The organism is Deltaproteobacteria bacterium (genome assembly GCA_020848905.1).
Taxonomy (GTDB): domain Bacteria; phylum Myxococcota_A; class Polyangia.
The window spans coordinates 186,196-200,520 of record JADLHG010000031.1; the positions used below are offsets into that span (position 1 = coordinate 186,196).

The 14,325-nt window shown below is 71.3% G+C and carries 15 protein-coding genes; 6 read left to right on the forward strand and 9 right to left on the reverse strand.

From position 1 onward, the window contains the following. Positions 1-106: 106 nt before the first annotated feature. Positions 107-406: a hypothetical protein gene (locus IT371_13075; protein ID MCC6748587.1), complete on the reverse strand. Its 300-nt coding sequence runs from the start codon at positions 404-406 to the stop codon at positions 107-109. Between the two features lie 180 nt (positions 407-586). Between IT371_13075 and IT371_13080 the strand changes: the two genes are divergently transcribed. The 3 genes from IT371_13080 to IT371_13090 all read left to right on the forward strand — a co-directional run bounded on the left by IT371_13080 (position 587) and on the right by IT371_13090 (position 3,757). Further along, positions 587-1,717, forward strand: a complete 1,131-nt coding sequence (locus IT371_13080) for a triacylglycerol lipase (protein ID MCC6748588.1) — start codon at positions 587-589, stop codon at positions 1,715-1,717. An 89-nt stretch (positions 1,718-1,806) separates the two neighbouring features. Next, entirely contained in the window at positions 1,807-2,274 is a 468-nt protein-coding gene (locus tag IT371_13085; GenBank protein MCC6748589.1) for a DUF4332 domain-containing protein, read from the forward strand. A gap of 64 nt (positions 2,275-2,338) precedes the next feature. Further along, entirely contained in the window at positions 2,339-3,757 is a 1,419-nt protein-coding gene (locus tag IT371_13090; protein ID MCC6748590.1) for an MBL fold metallo-hydrolase, read from the forward strand. Between the two features lie 31 nt (positions 3,758-3,788). Here IT371_13090 and IT371_13095 read toward each other — a convergent pair whose 3' ends face one another. Further along, a complete protein-coding gene (locus tag IT371_13095) occupies positions 3,789-4,412 on the reverse strand; it encodes an HAD-IA family hydrolase (protein ID MCC6748591.1) in 624 nt (207 codons plus the stop codon). 140 nt (positions 4,413-4,552) lie between these two features. On the opposite strand from IT371_13095, the gene IT371_13100 reads away from it, so the two are divergent. Beyond that, a complete protein-coding gene (locus IT371_13100) occupies positions 4,553-5,530 on the forward strand; it encodes an NAD(P)H-quinone oxidoreductase (GenBank protein ID MCC6748592.1) in 978 nt (325 codons plus the stop codon). Between the two features lie 32 nt (positions 5,531-5,562). On the opposite strand, the gene IT371_13105 is transcribed toward IT371_13100, so the two are convergent. Then, positions 5,563-6,456, reverse strand: a complete 894-nt coding sequence (locus IT371_13105) for a hypothetical protein (protein MCC6748593.1) — start codon at positions 6,454-6,456, stop codon at positions 5,563-5,565. Between the two features lie 79 nt (positions 6,457-6,535). On the opposite strand from IT371_13105, the gene IT371_13110 reads away from it, so the two are divergent. Together IT371_13110 and IT371_13115 are read left to right on the forward strand one after the other, a co-directional pair. Further along, the gene (locus IT371_13110) at positions 6,536-7,324 is read left to right on the forward strand and encodes a HEAT repeat domain-containing protein (GenBank protein ID MCC6748594.1); all 789 of its coding nucleotides are present in this window, start codon (positions 6,536-6,538) and stop codon (positions 7,322-7,324) included. A gap of 163 nt (positions 7,325-7,487) precedes the next feature. Continuing rightward, positions 7,488-7,751 carry a hypothetical protein gene (locus tag IT371_13115; GenBank protein MCC6748595.1) on the forward strand — a complete coding sequence of 88 codons (264 nt, stop codon included), beginning with the start codon at positions 7,488-7,490 and terminating at the stop codon, positions 7,749-7,751. Here the strand turns inward: IT371_13115 and IT371_13120 are convergent. The 6 genes from IT371_13120 to IT371_13145 all read right to left on the reverse strand — a co-directional run bounded on the left by IT371_13120 (position 7,744) and on the right by IT371_13145 (position 14,300). Beyond that, on the reverse strand, positions 7,744-8,289 hold the full coding sequence (locus IT371_13120; GenBank protein ID MCC6748596.1) for a methyltransferase domain-containing protein: 546 nt from the start codon (positions 8,287-8,289) through the stop codon (positions 7,744-7,746). The genes IT371_13115 and IT371_13120 overlap by 8 nt on opposite strands. A 74-nt stretch (positions 8,290-8,363) precedes the next feature. Next, positions 8,364-9,005 (reverse strand): sigma-70 family RNA polymerase sigma factor, encoded by a 642-nt coding sequence (locus IT371_13125; GenBank protein MCC6748597.1) that lies wholly within the window; start codon positions 9,003-9,005, stop codon positions 8,364-8,366. 291 nt (positions 9,006-9,296) lie between these two features. Next, complete coding sequence (gene glpK, locus IT371_13130) at positions 9,297-10,775, reverse strand: glycerol kinase GlpK (GenBank protein MCC6748598.1); 1,479 nt, start codon at positions 10,773-10,775, stop codon at positions 9,297-9,299. Then, positions 10,768-11,580: an alpha/beta fold hydrolase gene (locus tag IT371_13135; protein ID MCC6748599.1), complete on the reverse strand. Its 813-nt coding sequence runs from the start codon at positions 11,578-11,580 to the stop codon at positions 10,768-10,770. Before IT371_13135 ends, glpK begins: the two co-directional genes overlap by 8 nt. Positions 11,581-11,642: 62 nt before the next feature. After that, positions 11,643-13,376 carry a DNA polymerase/3'-5' exonuclease PolX gene (polX, locus tag IT371_13140; protein MCC6748600.1) on the reverse strand — a complete coding sequence of 578 codons (1,734 nt, stop codon included), beginning with the start codon at positions 13,374-13,376 and terminating at the stop codon, positions 11,643-11,645. 42 nt (positions 13,377-13,418) lie between these two features. Beyond that, a complete protein-coding gene (locus IT371_13145; protein MCC6748601.1) occupies positions 13,419-14,300 on the reverse strand; it encodes a GGDEF domain-containing protein in 882 nt (293 codons plus the stop codon). Positions 14,301-14,325: the final 25 nt, after the last annotated feature.

Sequence of the window (14,325 nt, forward strand, 5' to 3'; positions counted from 1 at the left end):
CAGCCCCGTCCGCGGCATGAGTGGCCGCGCGAAAGGTGCTTTGCGAAGGTGAGGGAATGGCGCCGGACCGCAGTGCATCTGCGGCCCGGCATCGTCGCGGCTCTCTCTAGCGCTTGGCGCTCGCTCTTTCGAGCCCGGTGCGCAGCTCATCCGCGTTCATCACGGGGATGAGGCTCACCGAGGCGTTCAGCTCGAGAAAGAACCGCTCCACCGTCACGGGGATCTGCGAGGTCTCCTTGAGGTCGATAAAGAGGAGCATCGTCCGCTTGCCGTCCTCGGCCAGGAAGTACGACGCCTCGGGGCGCAGCTCCTCGAGCGCTGCCTGGATGACCTTGGGCAGGCTGCCGTCCTTGATCGCGCGATTTCCGGCTTCCACCGGCACTTGAACCTTCAGCATCGTTCGCATCCCAACCCTCCTCCTGTTTGTTCGGGCGTCTGTCGCCCGCACCCGTCACGCGGTGGAAAGATGCGCCCATCTCGAGGCGCCGACAACGGCGGGCCGGTCGATGACCTCGGGGGGAGTGCCTCGCCCCGACGACCCACGATTCTTGCCCCGCGCGGTGCGGTCGCCGATCATGAGGCGCCCATGCCAGAAGTGCATCACGTTTACCTGATCCCCGGCTTCTTCGGCTTCGCGAACCTCGGTGAGCTGGTCTACTTCGCCCACGTGAGGGAGTTCCTCGCGAAGCTCTGGGGCGAACGCGGCGTCGAGGCGCGGGTCTGGGTGGTGAAGACACACCCTACCGCCTCGATCCGCCGCCGCGCGGAGCGCCTGCTCGAGGCGATGGCGGAGACCGCCGGCCAGGACGACAGCCCGATCCATCTCGTGGGTCATTCGAGCGGCGGCCTGGATGCGCGCCTCTTCGCCACCCCGGACGTGTCGCTGCATTCGGAGCTCCGCGCCGAGGACTACGCCCGGCGGCTGCGCTCCGTGGTCACGCTCTGCTCGCCGCACCACGGCACCCCCGTGGCGAACTTCTTCACCAGCGTGCTCGGACAACACCTCCTGCGGCTTCTCTCGCTGAGTACGATCTACGCGCTGCGTTTCGGGACGCTTCCCATGTCGGCGGTGAGCAAGCTGGTGGGCATCTTCGCGCGCCTCGACGATCAGGTCGGGCTCTCGGCCACGCCGGCAGACCAGCTCTACGACCAGCTCCTCGGCGACTTCAACACCGATCGACGCGAGGCGCTCGCGCACCTCTTCGACGAGGTGAGCTGGGATCGCGCGCTGATCCCGCAGCTCACCGTCGAGGGGGTGGACCTCTTCAACGCCGGAACGCGCGACCGTCCCGGTGTGCGCTACGGCTCTGTCGTCACCTGGGCGCCGAGCCCGGGGGTAGGGACGGCCTTCAAGGCCGGTTTCGACCCCTACGCGCAGGCGACCCACGCGCTCTACGTCGCCCTCTGGCAGCTCGCGTCGCGCATGCCCGTCGAGCACACGCCGACGCTGAGCGGGGCCCAGGTGGAGGCGCTCTGGCGTGCCTTCGGCGAGATCCCGGGGGCGAAGGCCAACGATGGGGTGGTGCCCACGCTCTCGCAGGTCTGGGGCGACGTGATCGTGGGGGCCCGCGCCGACCACCTGGACGTGGTGGGGCACTTCTCGGACCGCAAGCACGCGCCCCCGCACATCGACTGGCTCTCCACGGGGGCGGGCTTTTCGCGCACCGACTTCGAGTCGCTGTGGACCGCCGTCGCGAGCTACTTGCTCGCGGACTGAGCGTCGCACCTCGGCCGAGCGGGCGCCTTGCGACGGTCGGCCTCGCCGTGATACGTACGAGCCCTACCGATTATCGAGGAGGGGTGTTCATGCGAGGGTGCCTCAAGCTCGTCGTTCTCTGGGCCGTGACCGCGCTCGTCCCGGTGCCGGCCCAGGCCAGCCACTATCCGCTCGCCAACGTCCTGCCCGCCGACGCCGCGGAGAAGCTCGCCAAGGCGGGGCTGCGCACGACGTCGGACCTCCTCGACCAGGGGGCGAACCCCGCCGATCGCGCGCGTCTGGCCAAGCTCACGGGGCTCGCCGAGAAGCAGCTCAAGGAATGGGTTCAGATGTGCGACCTCGTCCGGATCCAGGGGGTGGGCCCCGTGATGGTGCGCCTCCTCGCGACGGTAAAGATCACCTCGGTGGCGCTCCTCGCCAAGCAGAAGGCCGCCGCGCTCTACCCGCGCGTCATGCAGGCCAACGACAAGGCGAAGGTGACGCAGAATCCGCCCAGCGAGAAGCATCTGGAGCACTGGATCGAGCAGGCGAAGAAGCTGAAGGTCGTCGTCCGATAGAGAGCTCGTCGTCGCTGCGCCGCGGTCGCGCGGATCAACCTTCCTCGCCCTCGAGAACGCCCTCATGACCACCAAGACCGAACGTTTCCGGCTGACCTTCCTCGGCGCGGCGCAAACCGTGACCGGCTCGATGCACCTGCTCGAGGTGGGCGAGGGGAGCCTGCTCGTGGACTGCGGCCTCTTCCAGGGGGCGCGCCACGAGTCGGAGCAGAAGAACCGCAATCCCCCGCGCAAGGCGCCGCAGGCCGACGCGCTCGTCCTGACCCACGCGCACATCGACCACTGCGGCAACCTGCCGACGCTCGTGCGACGCGGCTTCTCGGGGCCCATCCATTGCACGTCGGCCACCGCCGAGGTCTGCGAGGCGATGCTCCGCGATTCGGCGCGCATCCAGGTGTCGGACGCTGCGTGGCTCAACCGCAAGCACGAGGACGACCCCGACTGGGTCGAGATCCTGCCGCTCTACACCGAAGAGGACGTGGACGCGACGGTGCCGCTCCTCACGGCGCATGAATACGGGGACCGCTTCGGCGTCATCCCGGGAGTGACGGCCCACTTCGTCGACGCGGGGCACATCCTCGGCTCGGCCTCGGCCATTCTGGACGTGAAGGTGAACGCGCACAGCCGCCGCATCGTCTTCTCCGGCGACATCGGCCGGCGTCACCTGCCGATCCTCCGGGACCCCGTGATCCCCGAGCACGCCGACTACGTCGTCATGGAGAGCACCTACGGCGACCGCCTGCACGCCCCGGCCGAGGACATGCAGACCCAGCTTCTCGAGGCGATCGAGACCACGCGGAAGCGGGGCGGCAAGGTGATCATCCCCACCTTCGCCCTCGAGCGGGCCCAGGAGATCGTCTACGCGCTGAACCAGCTCCTCAAGGGGGGCCGCCTTCAGCCGATCCCGGTCTATCTCGATTCGCCGCTCGCCGTGAACCTCGTGGAGGTCTTCCGCCGCCACGACGAGTGCTTCGATCCCGAGACCACCGACTTCCTCGAGAACCACGGAGACCCGTTCGGGTTCCATCTCCTGACGCTGGTCGAGTCGACCGACGATAGCCGCAAGCTCAACGACCTGCACCACCCGGCGGTCATCCTCTCCGCCTCGGGGATGTGCGAGTCGGGGCGCATCCTGCACCACCTGCGCAACAACATCGAAGACCCCAAGAACACGATCCTCATCGTGGGGTTCCAGGCGCAGCACACCCTCGGCCGCCGGCTCGTCGAGCGTCGCCCCGAGGTGCGCATCTTCGGCGTCATGCGCGAGCTGAAGGCCGAGGTGCGCGTGCTGAACGCCTTCTCGGCCCACGCCGACAAGCACGAGCTTCTCTGGTGGGCGGAGGGGTGTGGTCGGCAGGTGCGCGAGTTCTTCCTGGTGCACGGGGAGCCGGTGCAGAGCGAGGCCTTCGCCGAGGTGCTGCGCGAGCGGGGCAGGAAGGTGCGCGTGCCGGGGCCGGGCGAGACAGCCGACCTCGACCGCTAGAACGCCGCGCCGGTCGGCACTCCGGGGCGAGCTAGGTCAGGATCGCGAGCAGCTCCCGCAGAGTCGCGAGTCGCAGGTATCCGTCGATGCCGAGTCCCGCCATGGTCACGTTCGCGGCGCGTGCCGCCGCGAGGTCGGTCGGGGAGTCCCCCACGTAGAGCGCCTGGTGCGGCTCGAGGTGGAGCCGCTTCAGCGCGAGGAGCAGCAGGTCGGGTTCCGGCTTCTCGCGCGCCTCCCCCGCGGCGGCGACGGCGTCGAGATGCGGCTCGAGCCGTTTGGCCTCGAGGATGCGGAGCGCGAGCGCGCGCGGCGTGTTGGTAACCACGGCCTGGCGCAGCCCCCGGGCCCCCAAGGCGTCGAGCACCTCGAGAGCCCCTTCGTTCAGCGCCACGGCGTCGAGCTCCTCGGGGAAGGTGCTCTCGTAGAAGGCCCACACCTCGGGGACGCTCTGCCCGGGAAAGAACTGGGTCTGGTCGGCGTCCACTCCCTGCCCGAAGGTGGCCCTGAACTCGGCGAGCGCGATCGCCGGGTAGCCGTAGCGGGCGCGGCCGCGGTTCACGACGCGGAACCATGCCTCTCCCGAGTCGATGAGCACCCCATCGAGATCGTAGAGCACCCCCTCCACCGCCCGGACATCCAGTACGTGTCTGTGCATGGCGCAACTCTACCCTCGCGGTCGGGCAGAGTCGATCCCGCCGCGCGCAGACGTGGGCCTCGGGCGCGACGCGGCTCGGCCCGGGCGCTTGCGTTTTTCGGGCGTACCGCGCATACGATCCGCGCATGATCCCCCATCAGATGAAGGCCATTTCCGTCGAGAACGACGCCGACCGCAGCCTGCGCTGGCGGGAGCACCCGACGCCTCGGCCCGGGGCGGGCGAGGTGCTCCTGCGCGTGCAGGCCACCGCCGTCAACCGCGCCGACCTCGTGCAGCGGGCGGGTGCCTATCCTCCCCCGGCCGGGGCGAGCGAGATCCTCGGGCTCGAGGCGGCCGGGGTCGTCGCCGCGGTGGGCGAGGGGGTGGACGGCTGGTCCGTCGGGGACGAGGCCTGCTGCCTCCTCGCCGGTGGGGGCTACGCCGAATACGTCGCCTGCCACCATCGCGTGCTGCTCCCGGTTCCCCGCGGGCTCTCCGTGCGCGAGGCGGCGGCGCTGCCCGAGGTCTTCTTCACCGCATACCTGAACCTCTTCATGGAGGGGGGGCTTGCGCCCGGCGAGCGCGCGCTGGTCCACGCCGGCGCTTCGGGGGTGGGGACCGCCGCGGTCCAGCTCTGCCGCCTCTTCGACCGGCGCATCTACGTGACGGCCAGCGCGGGAAAGCTCGCGGCGCTGCGCGAACTCGGCGCCGACGCGGCGATCGATCGAGAGGCCGAGGACTTCGTTTCCCGGGTTCACGAGCTGACGGCTAGCCAGGGCGTGGACGTGATCCTCGATCCCGTGGGTGGGGCGTACCTCTCGCGAAACCTGACCGCGCTCAGCCTCGGGGGACGGCTGGTGGTGATCGGCCTGCTCGGCGGGGCGCGGGGGGAGCTCCCCATGGGGATGCTGCTCATGCGGCGCCTGAGGATCATCGGCTCGGTGCTGCGGAGCCGCTCCGTCGAGGAGAAGGCCGCCATCCGCGACGAGCTGCTCGCACGGGTCTGGCCGCACTTCGCCGCCGGAGCGCTGCGACCGATCGTGGACCGCACGTTGCCCATCGACCGCGCGGACGAGGCACACGCCCTGCTGAAGAGCAACGCGACCTTCGGCAAGGTCGTGCTGACGATCCCGAGCTGACCCCCCGCGGCGGAACGCGCTGGCTGCGCCGCCTATTCCTTGGTCGTCGGACGGACGGGGAGGCGGGGGGGGCCCGCGGCGGACCAGCGATACCCGACGCGGAAGGAGTACTCGTCGCAGTTGTGACGCGCGTAAAAGTCGAGCACGTCGTACCAGCGCGCCTCCTGCGACGTGAGCGCGCTGCGGATCGGGCGCCAGGGGACCGCGCGGCAACCGCCGAGGGGGCCCTGCCGGTGGCCCTCGGCGGTGCGCTCGTCGTAGCTCAGGGCCGAGGGGTCGAGGCGCGTCACGTAGTGGTAGCCGAGGGGCGTCAGCTCGAGCACCTCGACCTTGTGCACCGAGAGCTTGGTCGAGCGGCGCAGCAGGCACTCGGTCCGCTCCATTCGCTCGCCCGCCTGCAGAGCGATCGCGTTCTGGGCCACCATCCCCTTGGCGCCGCACTTCTCGGGGACCCGCGTGACCACGCGGTAGGCGATCGGACGGCCCAGCTTGTTCGTGAGCGCGAGGACCAGGTGTTCGGCGCGGTAGCCCTGCCCCTCGTCGCCGACCCAGAGCTTCTTCGACACGAGCTGTAGCTTGAGGCTCCCCGTTTCGAACGCGTTCCCTACGGACAGCTTGCGCTCCTCCGAAAGCTCGATGCGGTAGGGGAGTCCCCCGCGCATCAGCCCGAGCGAGGGCTTCGCGAGCTTGAGCTTGCGCGCGTCGTCCTCGATCGCGCCGCGGTAGAAGGCCTCGGTGTAGCGGTCCGAGGAGGTGGCGCTCTCCTCGGGCGGAGGCGGCAGGGCGCGCGGCGGCGGAAGGCGGTCGCTGGTCTGGTAGGCGGCGAACGTCCCGCCGACGATCACGAGCACGCTCGCGCCGGCGAGGATGAGCGCCAGCGGGAGCTTACGGGCACCGGGAGAATCGTCGCCGACCATGAGTCCCATCACGATATCCGGCGGAGCCTTGCCACGCAACCGCCTCCTCGGGCTATCATGACCGGCCTGAATGCTGCGCTGCTTGGCGATGAGCCTCCTGCTGCTGAGCTGGGGGCCTAAGGCCGCCTCCGCCCCGACGCCCCCGAGCACCCTTCGGCTGCAGCGGCTGATTGCGGCCCTCTCGGCGTCGTCGCCGAAGGTGCGGCTGCAGGCGGCGGTCGTGCTCGGCCGTCTCGGGGACGCCCGCGCCTTGCCGGCGCTCTCTCGCGCCCTGGGGGACACCGATCCGCTCGTCAGGGGGCTGGCAGCGCAGGCTCTCGGACGGCTCGGAGATCCCCGGGCCGTGCCGGTGCTCCGGTCGCAGCGCGGCGATGCGGACGTGCGCGTTCGCGGGTTCGTGGAGCACGCGCTCCTCGCGCTCCGCCAACCCGAGCGCGGGCGGGGCGGCCGACCGGAGGGCGCTCCGCGAAAAGGCGGCGTACTCGTACGGCTCGGCGAGATGGGAGCGCGCCCGGCCCGCGAGAAGTCCCTGATCGGGCCTCTGCGCACCCTCTGGACGGAGAGGCTGCGCCGGGAGGGCCAGCTGGCCCTCCCGGGGGACGCGGGGCCGCATGCGTCGGCTGTCAGGATCTTCGAGCTCTCCTCGGCCATCCTGAGCCTCGAGCGTCGCCGCGTGGGCCGCTCCGTCGAGGCCACCTGCTTCGTCAGCCTGATCGTCGGGGACCACCGCGGCAGCATCCTCATGATGTCGAGCGGCGGGGCGACGGTCAGCGAGCCCTACCGTCCGGGAGGCGAGAAGGGGGTGGCCTCCAGCGCCCTCGCGGCGGCGGTCGAGACGGCGCATCGAAACCTGAAGGAGTTTCTAAGGCGGCGCTGACGCAACATCGCGGAGGGGAGAAGCGCGCCCCCGTCCACCGTATGACGTCATCGTGGCTCTCCGCGCCTGGGCGATCTGCCGTCGTTGCCTCGTTCCGCACGAGGCGGACGCGGCCTGTCCCATCTGTGGGAGGCGGGCGGCCGCCGGGCCCGCGGTTCGTGGCGTGCCTCCTTCCCCGTGCGCGCGGCCCGTCGAGGAGCCCCTCTCGCGGACCGAGCTACGCCCCTGGAGCGCTGCGGTACCCTTCCTGGGCCTATGTCTGGCGGCGCTCGGGTGGGTCCCCGTGGCCGGCCTCGCCCTCGCCTGCGCGGGCGGCGCGGTGGCGGGGCTCTACCTGCGACGTGGCCGAGGAGCTCGGCCGCGAAAGCGCGTGGCCTACGTGACGCTCGCGGTCAGCGTGGCGATGGTGGCCTTCACCTTCATCTGATCGCTCCCAGTTCCTCCCCGGGCAGGACGCGCAGGCGGGCCGAGGTGAGCAGCCTCGGCCGGGAACCACCGAGGGTGGTCTGCCCGATCTCGGTGAAGTCAGCGTTCAGCAGCAGCGCCGTCAGCTCCTCGGCCGCCACGGCCGTGCCCGAACGCCCTCCGAGCCGCCGCCAGAGGTGCGCCAAGCCCCCGTCGGCCAGGCGCTCGACGACGAAGAGCTGTCCCCCGTCACGGAGCGCCCGTCGGAGCTCGCCGAGCGCAGCGCGGGGGTCGTCCGCGCGGCCGAGGGTGCAGATGGCCACGACCGCGCCGAGCGCACGGTCGGCAAAGGGGAGGCGCGTGGCGTCGCCGCGAAGCGTGCGTCCGATGCGGCCGCGGCGTGCCGTGCGCCGCGTCGAGCTCCCGTGGCTGACGAGGCACGCTTCCTCGAACGCCGCAGCGACGGCGCGCAGGTCGGCTGCGGTCGCGAGCACGGCGAGAGGGCGGGCCGTCGGCGGCACGTGCCGGGCGAGCTGCTCGGCGAGGAGAGCGCGTGGCATGCGCGGCATTATGCGTAGGGCCCTGCCAGGCGACAAGAGCGTCGCCTACCTCGGGTGCGAGTCGAGCGGACACGTCAGGCCGCCAGCGCCGGCGTAGCCGCGGACTGAGCCAGGGCCAGCAGCCGCTTCCGGATCTTGTTCTTCTTCGAGTAGACGGTCTTGATCGAGATGTTCATCGCGCGCGCCACCTCGAGCGGGCCGAGCCCCGAGGCGAAGTAGAGCTCGACGAAGCGCTGGTCTCGCGCCGAGAAGTCCGCTGCCAGGCCGGCCAGCCGCCGCCAGCGCTCCCGGTCGAGCAGCTCGTCGAGAGGGGACGGGGAGCCGCTCGGTCCCTCGGGACAGCCGTCGATGCGGTCGAGAATGGGCTCGCGCGCGATCGACCGCAGGTGGTCGTAGGTCGTGTTGATGGAGATGAGCCCCAGCCAGCTGCTCAGCTTGGTGCCACGCGCCGGGTCGTAGACCCGCAGCTTCTTCATGTCGTCGCGCACGAGGTTGAGGCAGACCTCGGCGAAGATCTCGTCGATGTCCTCGCTCCCCAGGACCGAGTCGAACCTGCCGGCGGTCTTCATGATGCAGCGAAAGATGAGCGGACGAAATCGCCGCATCAGCTCGCGCCAGGCGAGCGCGTCGTGCCCGAGGACCGCGTCTCGAAGCGCGAGATCGGAGAGGTCGCGGTACGAGGCGGCGGAGGTCGAGGGCTCTGGCTTCTGGTTCATCGCGTCACCTCGAGGCTATGACCAGCGCTCGCGGGCTCGGTTCCCTCGCGCGCGACTGGCGGTGCTGATTTCTACAAACGCAACTCCGGTGCCACGGATCTATCTGCGTGCGCGAGAGATCAACGAGCCGCTTCCCTACGGGTTACAGTGAAATGGCGTCGGGCGTGCGCCGGGCGGCGAGAGGTGTGGGCGGGGGGACCCGGGGTGGTGGCAAAGCAGACACAGCGGCGGAGGTCGCGCTCGGGCGGTCGGGCCCGAGGGGACGACGGGCTCGGGTCCGACGGCGAGGGGTCAGGCGTGCTCGACCGCCCGGGCCCATCGCTGCCGCAGGGCGGCCCGGTCCGTCGCCGAGAGGTTGGGACGGAAGGTGGCCTCGGGCTGCCAGGCCTTCGCGATGGCTGAGGCGTCGCTCCACACTCCCGTGGCGAGGCCGGCCAGAAAGGCCGCGCCGAGCGCTGTGGTCTCGATCACCTGCGGGCGCACGATGGGCAGCCCGAGGAGGTCGGCCTGGAGCTGCATGAGCAGGTTGTTCGCGGCCGCGCCCCCGTCCACGCGGAACGAGCCGACGGCTTGCCCCGCGCCTTCGCTCATGGCCTGCACCAGGTCGCAGATCTGGAGCGCGATCCCCTCGAGGGTGGCGCGCGCCAGGTGCGCCCGCGTGGTGCCGCGCGTCAGTCCGACGATGATCCCGCGAGCCTCGGGCCGCCAGTGCGGGGCGCCGAGACCGACGAGGGCCGGCACGAAGGTCACGCCGCCGCTGTCTGGGACCTGGCGCGCGAGTTCCTCGATCTCGCTCGCGCTGGCGATGATCCCGAGCCCGTCGCGCAGCCACTGCACAGCGGCGCCGGCGATGAACGCGCTTCCTTCGAGGGCGTAGGTGGTCTTGCCGCCGAGCTGCCAGGCCACCGTGGCGAGCACCCCGCTCTTCGGCGCCACGGGCCGCGAGCCCGTGTTCAGCAGCAAGAATGCGCCGGTGCCGTAGGTGCACTTCGCGTCGCCCGGCGCGTAGCAGGCCTGCCCGAAGAGCGCCGCCTGCTGGTCCCCGGCCAGTCCCGCCACCGGGATGCCGTCGGGGAGTCCGGGGACGCCTCGCGTCGCGCCGTAGCGCTCCGAGGAGGAGCGCACCTCGGGCAGCACCTGTCGCGGCACGCGCAGGGGCGCGAGCAGCTCTTCGGACCAGGCCAGGCGGTGGATGTCGTACAGCAGCGTACGCGACGCGTTGCTCGGATCGGTGACGTGAGCCGCGCCCCCCGTGAGGCGCCAGACGAGGTAGCTGTCCACGGTGCCGAAACAGAGCGCCCCCGCCTCGGCGCGCGCGCGAAGGCCGGGCACCTCGTCGAGCAGCCAGCGCACCTTGGTCCCCGAGAAGTACGGGTCGAGGACGAGCCCCGTCCGGTCGCGATAGAGCTCCTCGAGCCCGGCGCGCTTCAGCTCCGCGCACAGGTCGGCCGTCCGTCGGTCCTGCCAGACGATGGCCGGATGGGCGGCCTTCCCCGTCGCGCGGTCCCAGAGGATGCTCGTCTCGCGCTGGTTGGTGATGCCGATCCCGGCGATGCGGTGCGGGTCGAGCTGCGCGGCCGCGAGCGCCGCCTGTGTGGCCTCGAGCACCGACCCCCAGATCGCCTCGGGGTCGTGCTCCACCCAGCCGGGGCGAGGATAGCTCTGGGGGAACTCGCGGTTGGCCTTGGCCACCACGCGGATCGCGTCGTCGAGCACCATCACCGTGGTGCCCGTCGTGCCCTGGTCGATGGACAGGACGTAGCTAGCCATGGGTCTTCTCCTGGGTGGCGGCGGGCGCCTGCGCGGCGAGGAAGTGTCCGACCTCGGCCGCCACGAGGTCCTTCTCGACGTCGATGGTGACCAGATGAAACGAGCGCGCCAGGCTGAGGCGCCGCGCCGAAGGGAGGCGCGAGACGAGCTCCGTCGAGCAGGCGAAGGGGACGGTGTGGTCCCTCCGGCCGTGCACGACGAGCGCGGGGCAGCGCACTTCTTCGAGACGCGGGCGCACCTCGCCGATGAGGGCCTCGAGGCTGCGCAGCGCGGGGATCGGGAAGGCCGGCGTTCGCGGGTAGCGCCGCCGCATGCCGCGGTCTCGCACGTCGGCGCCGAGGCGCGGGGGGACGGGGACCGTGCGGGTGTCGAGCCCGAGCTGGCGCAGCAGCACCAGGCTCCAGCGGGCGAGCGCCGGGAGCCAGAGCGGGGTGGCCAGGAGCGCGAGGCCCCGGATCTCGTCCGGCCGGCGCAGCGCGAGGGCCAGGGCCAGCACGCCGCCCATGGAGAGCCCCGCGACCTGGATCATCGGGGGCGTCGGGGCGGAGCTCGCCTGCGCGCACGCGGCGGTGAGCGTGCGGAGCCCCTCGTCGCACGAGGCGAGCCAGTCCGGAAAACGCGATGAGGCCAGGTCCTCGGCGCGGCCGCTGTGACCCGCCAGGCGGATGCCGTGCACGGTCATCCCTCGACGGTGGAGGGCTTCTCCCAGGTAGCGCATGGCGAAGGGGCTGCCGCCAAAGCCATGGACGAGCAGCACGCCGCGCGCGTCGCCCGAGAGCAGGAAGGGGCTGGTGTCGATCTCCACGCCCCGGGTGGTACCACGAGGCGTCGCGCTCCCTCAAGGCGCGGCCGCTCTAGGGACACCGCCTAGGGTTGGCGGCCGAGCCGTTCTCGACGGCGGCGTTCGATCGCGGCCGCCGGCTTCGTGTTGAGGACGTGCCGCGCCTCGAGCCAGCCGCGTCGTGCGGTGAGCACCCCGTAGCCCCAGCGGCCGAGGTGCGTCGGGGCGTGCGCGTCGGTGTTCACGACTACCGGGACGCCGAGCTCGCGTGCTTGACGGCAGTGCGCGGCGTCGAGGTCGAGCCGCGTCGGGTGCGCGTTGAGCTCGAGCGCTACGTGTGTCCGTTTGGCCGCCCGGAGCAGGGCGTCCAGGTCCACCGGGTAGGCGTCGCGCTGGCCGAGCAGACGGCCCGAAGGGTGCCCCACACAGTCCACGAGCCCGGTCTCCATCGCGCGCACGATCCGAGCGGTCATGTCCTGGGCGGTCATCTGGAAGTGCGAGTGGACCGAGGCCACGACCCACTCTAACCCGCGCAGCGCCTTGGCCTCGAGGTCGAGGGTTCCGTCGGCCAGGATGTCGACCTCGATCCCCGCGAGCAGGCGAACCGTGCCGAGCTGCTCCTCGACGCGGCGGAGCTCGCGCACCTGCTCCTCGAGCCGCGCCTCGTCGAGGCCGCGCGCGATGGTGAGCGACTTCGAGTGGTCGGTGATGGCGAGGTACCTCAGGCCCGCCGCGTGCGCCGCTCGCGCCATCTCCTCGATCGACCCCGAGCCGTCGCTGTAGCTGGTGTGGGCGTGCAGATCGCCGAGCAGGTCCCGCTCCTCGAGCAGCGCCGGGAGCCGACCCTGCTCCGCGGCCTCGAGCTCCCCCCGATCCTCGCGCAGCTCCGGCGGGATGAAGGGCAGGCCCACCGCCGCGAAGACCTCCTCCTCCGTTACGCCGCAGAGTCGCGCTTCCCCCGCCTCTTTGAAGACCCCGTACTCGCTCACGCGTAGGCCGCGCCGCTTGCCGCGATCGCGCACGGCGATGTTGTGCTGCTGCGACCCGGTGAAGTAGTGCAGGCCCGCGCCGTAGCTCTCGGGGGGGAGCACGCGCAGGTCCACCTGCAGACCGGCTCCGAGGCGGACGCTGCACTTCGTCTCACCGCGTGCCAGCACCTCCGCCACCTCGGGGAGCGAGGCGAAGCGCGCCATCACCGCCTCGGGGCGCTGCGAGGCGGCGAGCAGGTCCAGGTCCCCGACCGTCTCGCGCCCGCGCCGGAGGCTCCCCGCCAGGTCCGCGCGCTCCACCTCGGGGAAGGCCCGCAGCGCCTCGAGGAGCGCGCGGCCGAGGGGCATGGCCTCGCCGATCGGCGTGCGTCCGCGGTGGCGGCGCCAGGCCTCGATCCCCTTCAGGATGCGCTCTTGGGACTTCTGGCCCAGGCGTGGCAGGGCCGCGAGCTGTCCCGCGCGCGCCGCGGCCTCGAGCGCGTCCACGCTCGTCACCCCGAGGGTGTCGTAGAGCAGCCGCACGGTCTTCGGCCCGAGCCCTTCGACCTGCAGAAGGTCCAGGAGCCCGGCCGGGACCTCGGCGCGTAACGCCTCGTGGTCGGCGCAGCGCCCCGTCTCGAGGAGCTCCGTGACGCGGTGGAGCGCCCCCTCGCCGATGCCGGGCAGCCGCTCGAGGGCCCCGGAGGCGAGGAGCGCCGACAGGGGCTCCGCCAGCTCGCCGAAGGCCTGCGCCATGCGGCGGAAGGCGCGCACCTTGAACGGATTGTCCCCCTTCAGCTCGGAGAGATCGGCCATCTCGGCGAAGACCGCCGCGACCTGACGGTTGTCCATCTCGCTTGCCCCCAAGGCGATGCGTGCCGCGAACCGGTTGCGCTAGCCGACCACGCGATTCCGTCCCGCGCGCTTGGCACGGTAGAGGTTCTCGTCGGCCATCTTGATGAAGGGGCTGACCTCCATCGGTTCCCCCTCCAGCGTGGCGACCCCCACGCTCACGGTGAGCGGAATGACCTCCCCCTCGAACTCGAAGGGCTGCGAGCCGACGAGCTCCCGGAGCTGTTCGGCGAAGCGCATCGCGCCGGCGTGCCCCGCCTCGGGGAGCACCACCACGAACTCCTCACCCCCGTAGCGGGCGAGGAGCTCTTCCCGCCGGATGCGGGAGCGCAGTCTCCGCGCCAGCTCGCGCAGCACCGCATCGCCGGTGAGATGCCCGTGCGTGTCGTTCACCTGCTTGAAGTGATCCAGGTCGAAGATGACCACCGAGAGAGGCCGTCCGTAGCGCTGACACCGGGCCAGCTCCCGCTCGAGGTAGTCGAAGAGGTAGCGCTTGTTGTGCGCCTCGGTGAGGCCGTCGATGATCGTCATCCGGTAGATGGCCTCGTGGTAGCTCGACTCCACGTTGCCGCCCGAGAGGAACTTGAAGATCGCGTTACCCACCTGCACGAGGTCCCCGTCGGCCAGCGCCCGCGCCTGCGTCACGGGGTGCTCGTTCACGTAGGTGCCGTTCGTGCTCTCCATGTCCGTGATCAGCGTGGCCGCCCCCTTCTGCTCGATCCGGGCGTGCCGGCGCGAGACCGAGTCCATGTCCACCATGATCTCGCAGTCGTTACCGCGGCCGATGTACTGCTCGCTGGCCTCGAGCGGGAAGCGCTTTCCCATCTGCGCTCCCGGCGGATAGATGAGCACCAGGCAGGCCGCCTGGGACCCCACCTGTGGAGGCCGCACGCTGGTGATGCGGGTCTTCCACTCGTCGGCCATGCTGGAGGGAATCGCCTTCGCTTTG

Bases quoted from the DNA above. Each gene is read 5' to 3' on its own strand.
- IT371_13075 (MCC6748587.1), bottom strand. From the start codon at position 406: ATGCGAACGATGCTGAAGGTTCAAGTGCCGGTGGAAGCCGGAAATCGC.
- IT371_13080 (MCC6748588.1), top strand. From the start codon at position 587: ATGCCAGAAGTGCATCACGTTTACCTGATCCCCGGCTTCTTCGGCTTC.
- IT371_13085 (MCC6748589.1), top strand. From the start codon at position 1,807: ATGCGAGGGTGCCTCAAGCTCGTCGTTCTCTGGGCCGTGACCGCGCTC.
- IT371_13090 (MCC6748590.1), top strand. From the start codon at position 2,339: ATGACCACCAAGACCGAACGTTTCCGGCTGACCTTCCTCGGCGCGGCG.
- IT371_13095 (MCC6748591.1), bottom strand. From the start codon at position 4,412: ATGCACAGACACGTACTGGATGTCCGGGCGGTGGAGGGGGTGCTCTAC.
- IT371_13100 (MCC6748592.1), top strand. From the start codon at position 4,553: ATGAAGGCCATTTCCGTCGAGAACGACGCCGACCGCAGCCTGCGCTGG.
- IT371_13105 (MCC6748593.1), bottom strand. From the start codon at position 6,456: ATGGGACTCATGGTCGGCGACGATTCTCCCGGTGCCCGTAAGCTCCCG.
- IT371_13110 (MCC6748594.1), top strand. From the start codon at position 6,536: ATGAGCCTCCTGCTGCTGAGCTGGGGGCCTAAGGCCGCCTCCGCCCCG.
- IT371_13120 (MCC6748596.1), bottom strand. From the start codon at position 8,289: ATGCCACGCGCTCTCCTCGCCGAGCAGCTCGCCCGGCACGTGCCGCCG.
- IT371_13125 (MCC6748597.1), bottom strand. From the start codon at position 9,005: ATGAACCAGAAGCCAGAGCCCTCGACCTCCGCCGCCTCGTACCGCGAC.
- glpK (MCC6748598.1), bottom strand. From the start codon at position 10,775: ATGGCTAGCTACGTCCTGTCCATCGACCAGGGCACGACGGGCACCACG.
- polX (MCC6748600.1), bottom strand. From the start codon at position 13,376: ATGGACAACCGTCAGGTCGCGGCGGTCTTCGCCGAGATGGCCGATCTC.
- IT371_13145 (MCC6748601.1), bottom strand. From the start codon at position 14,300: ATGGCCGACGAGTGGAAGACCCGCATCACCAGCGTGCGGCCTCCACAG.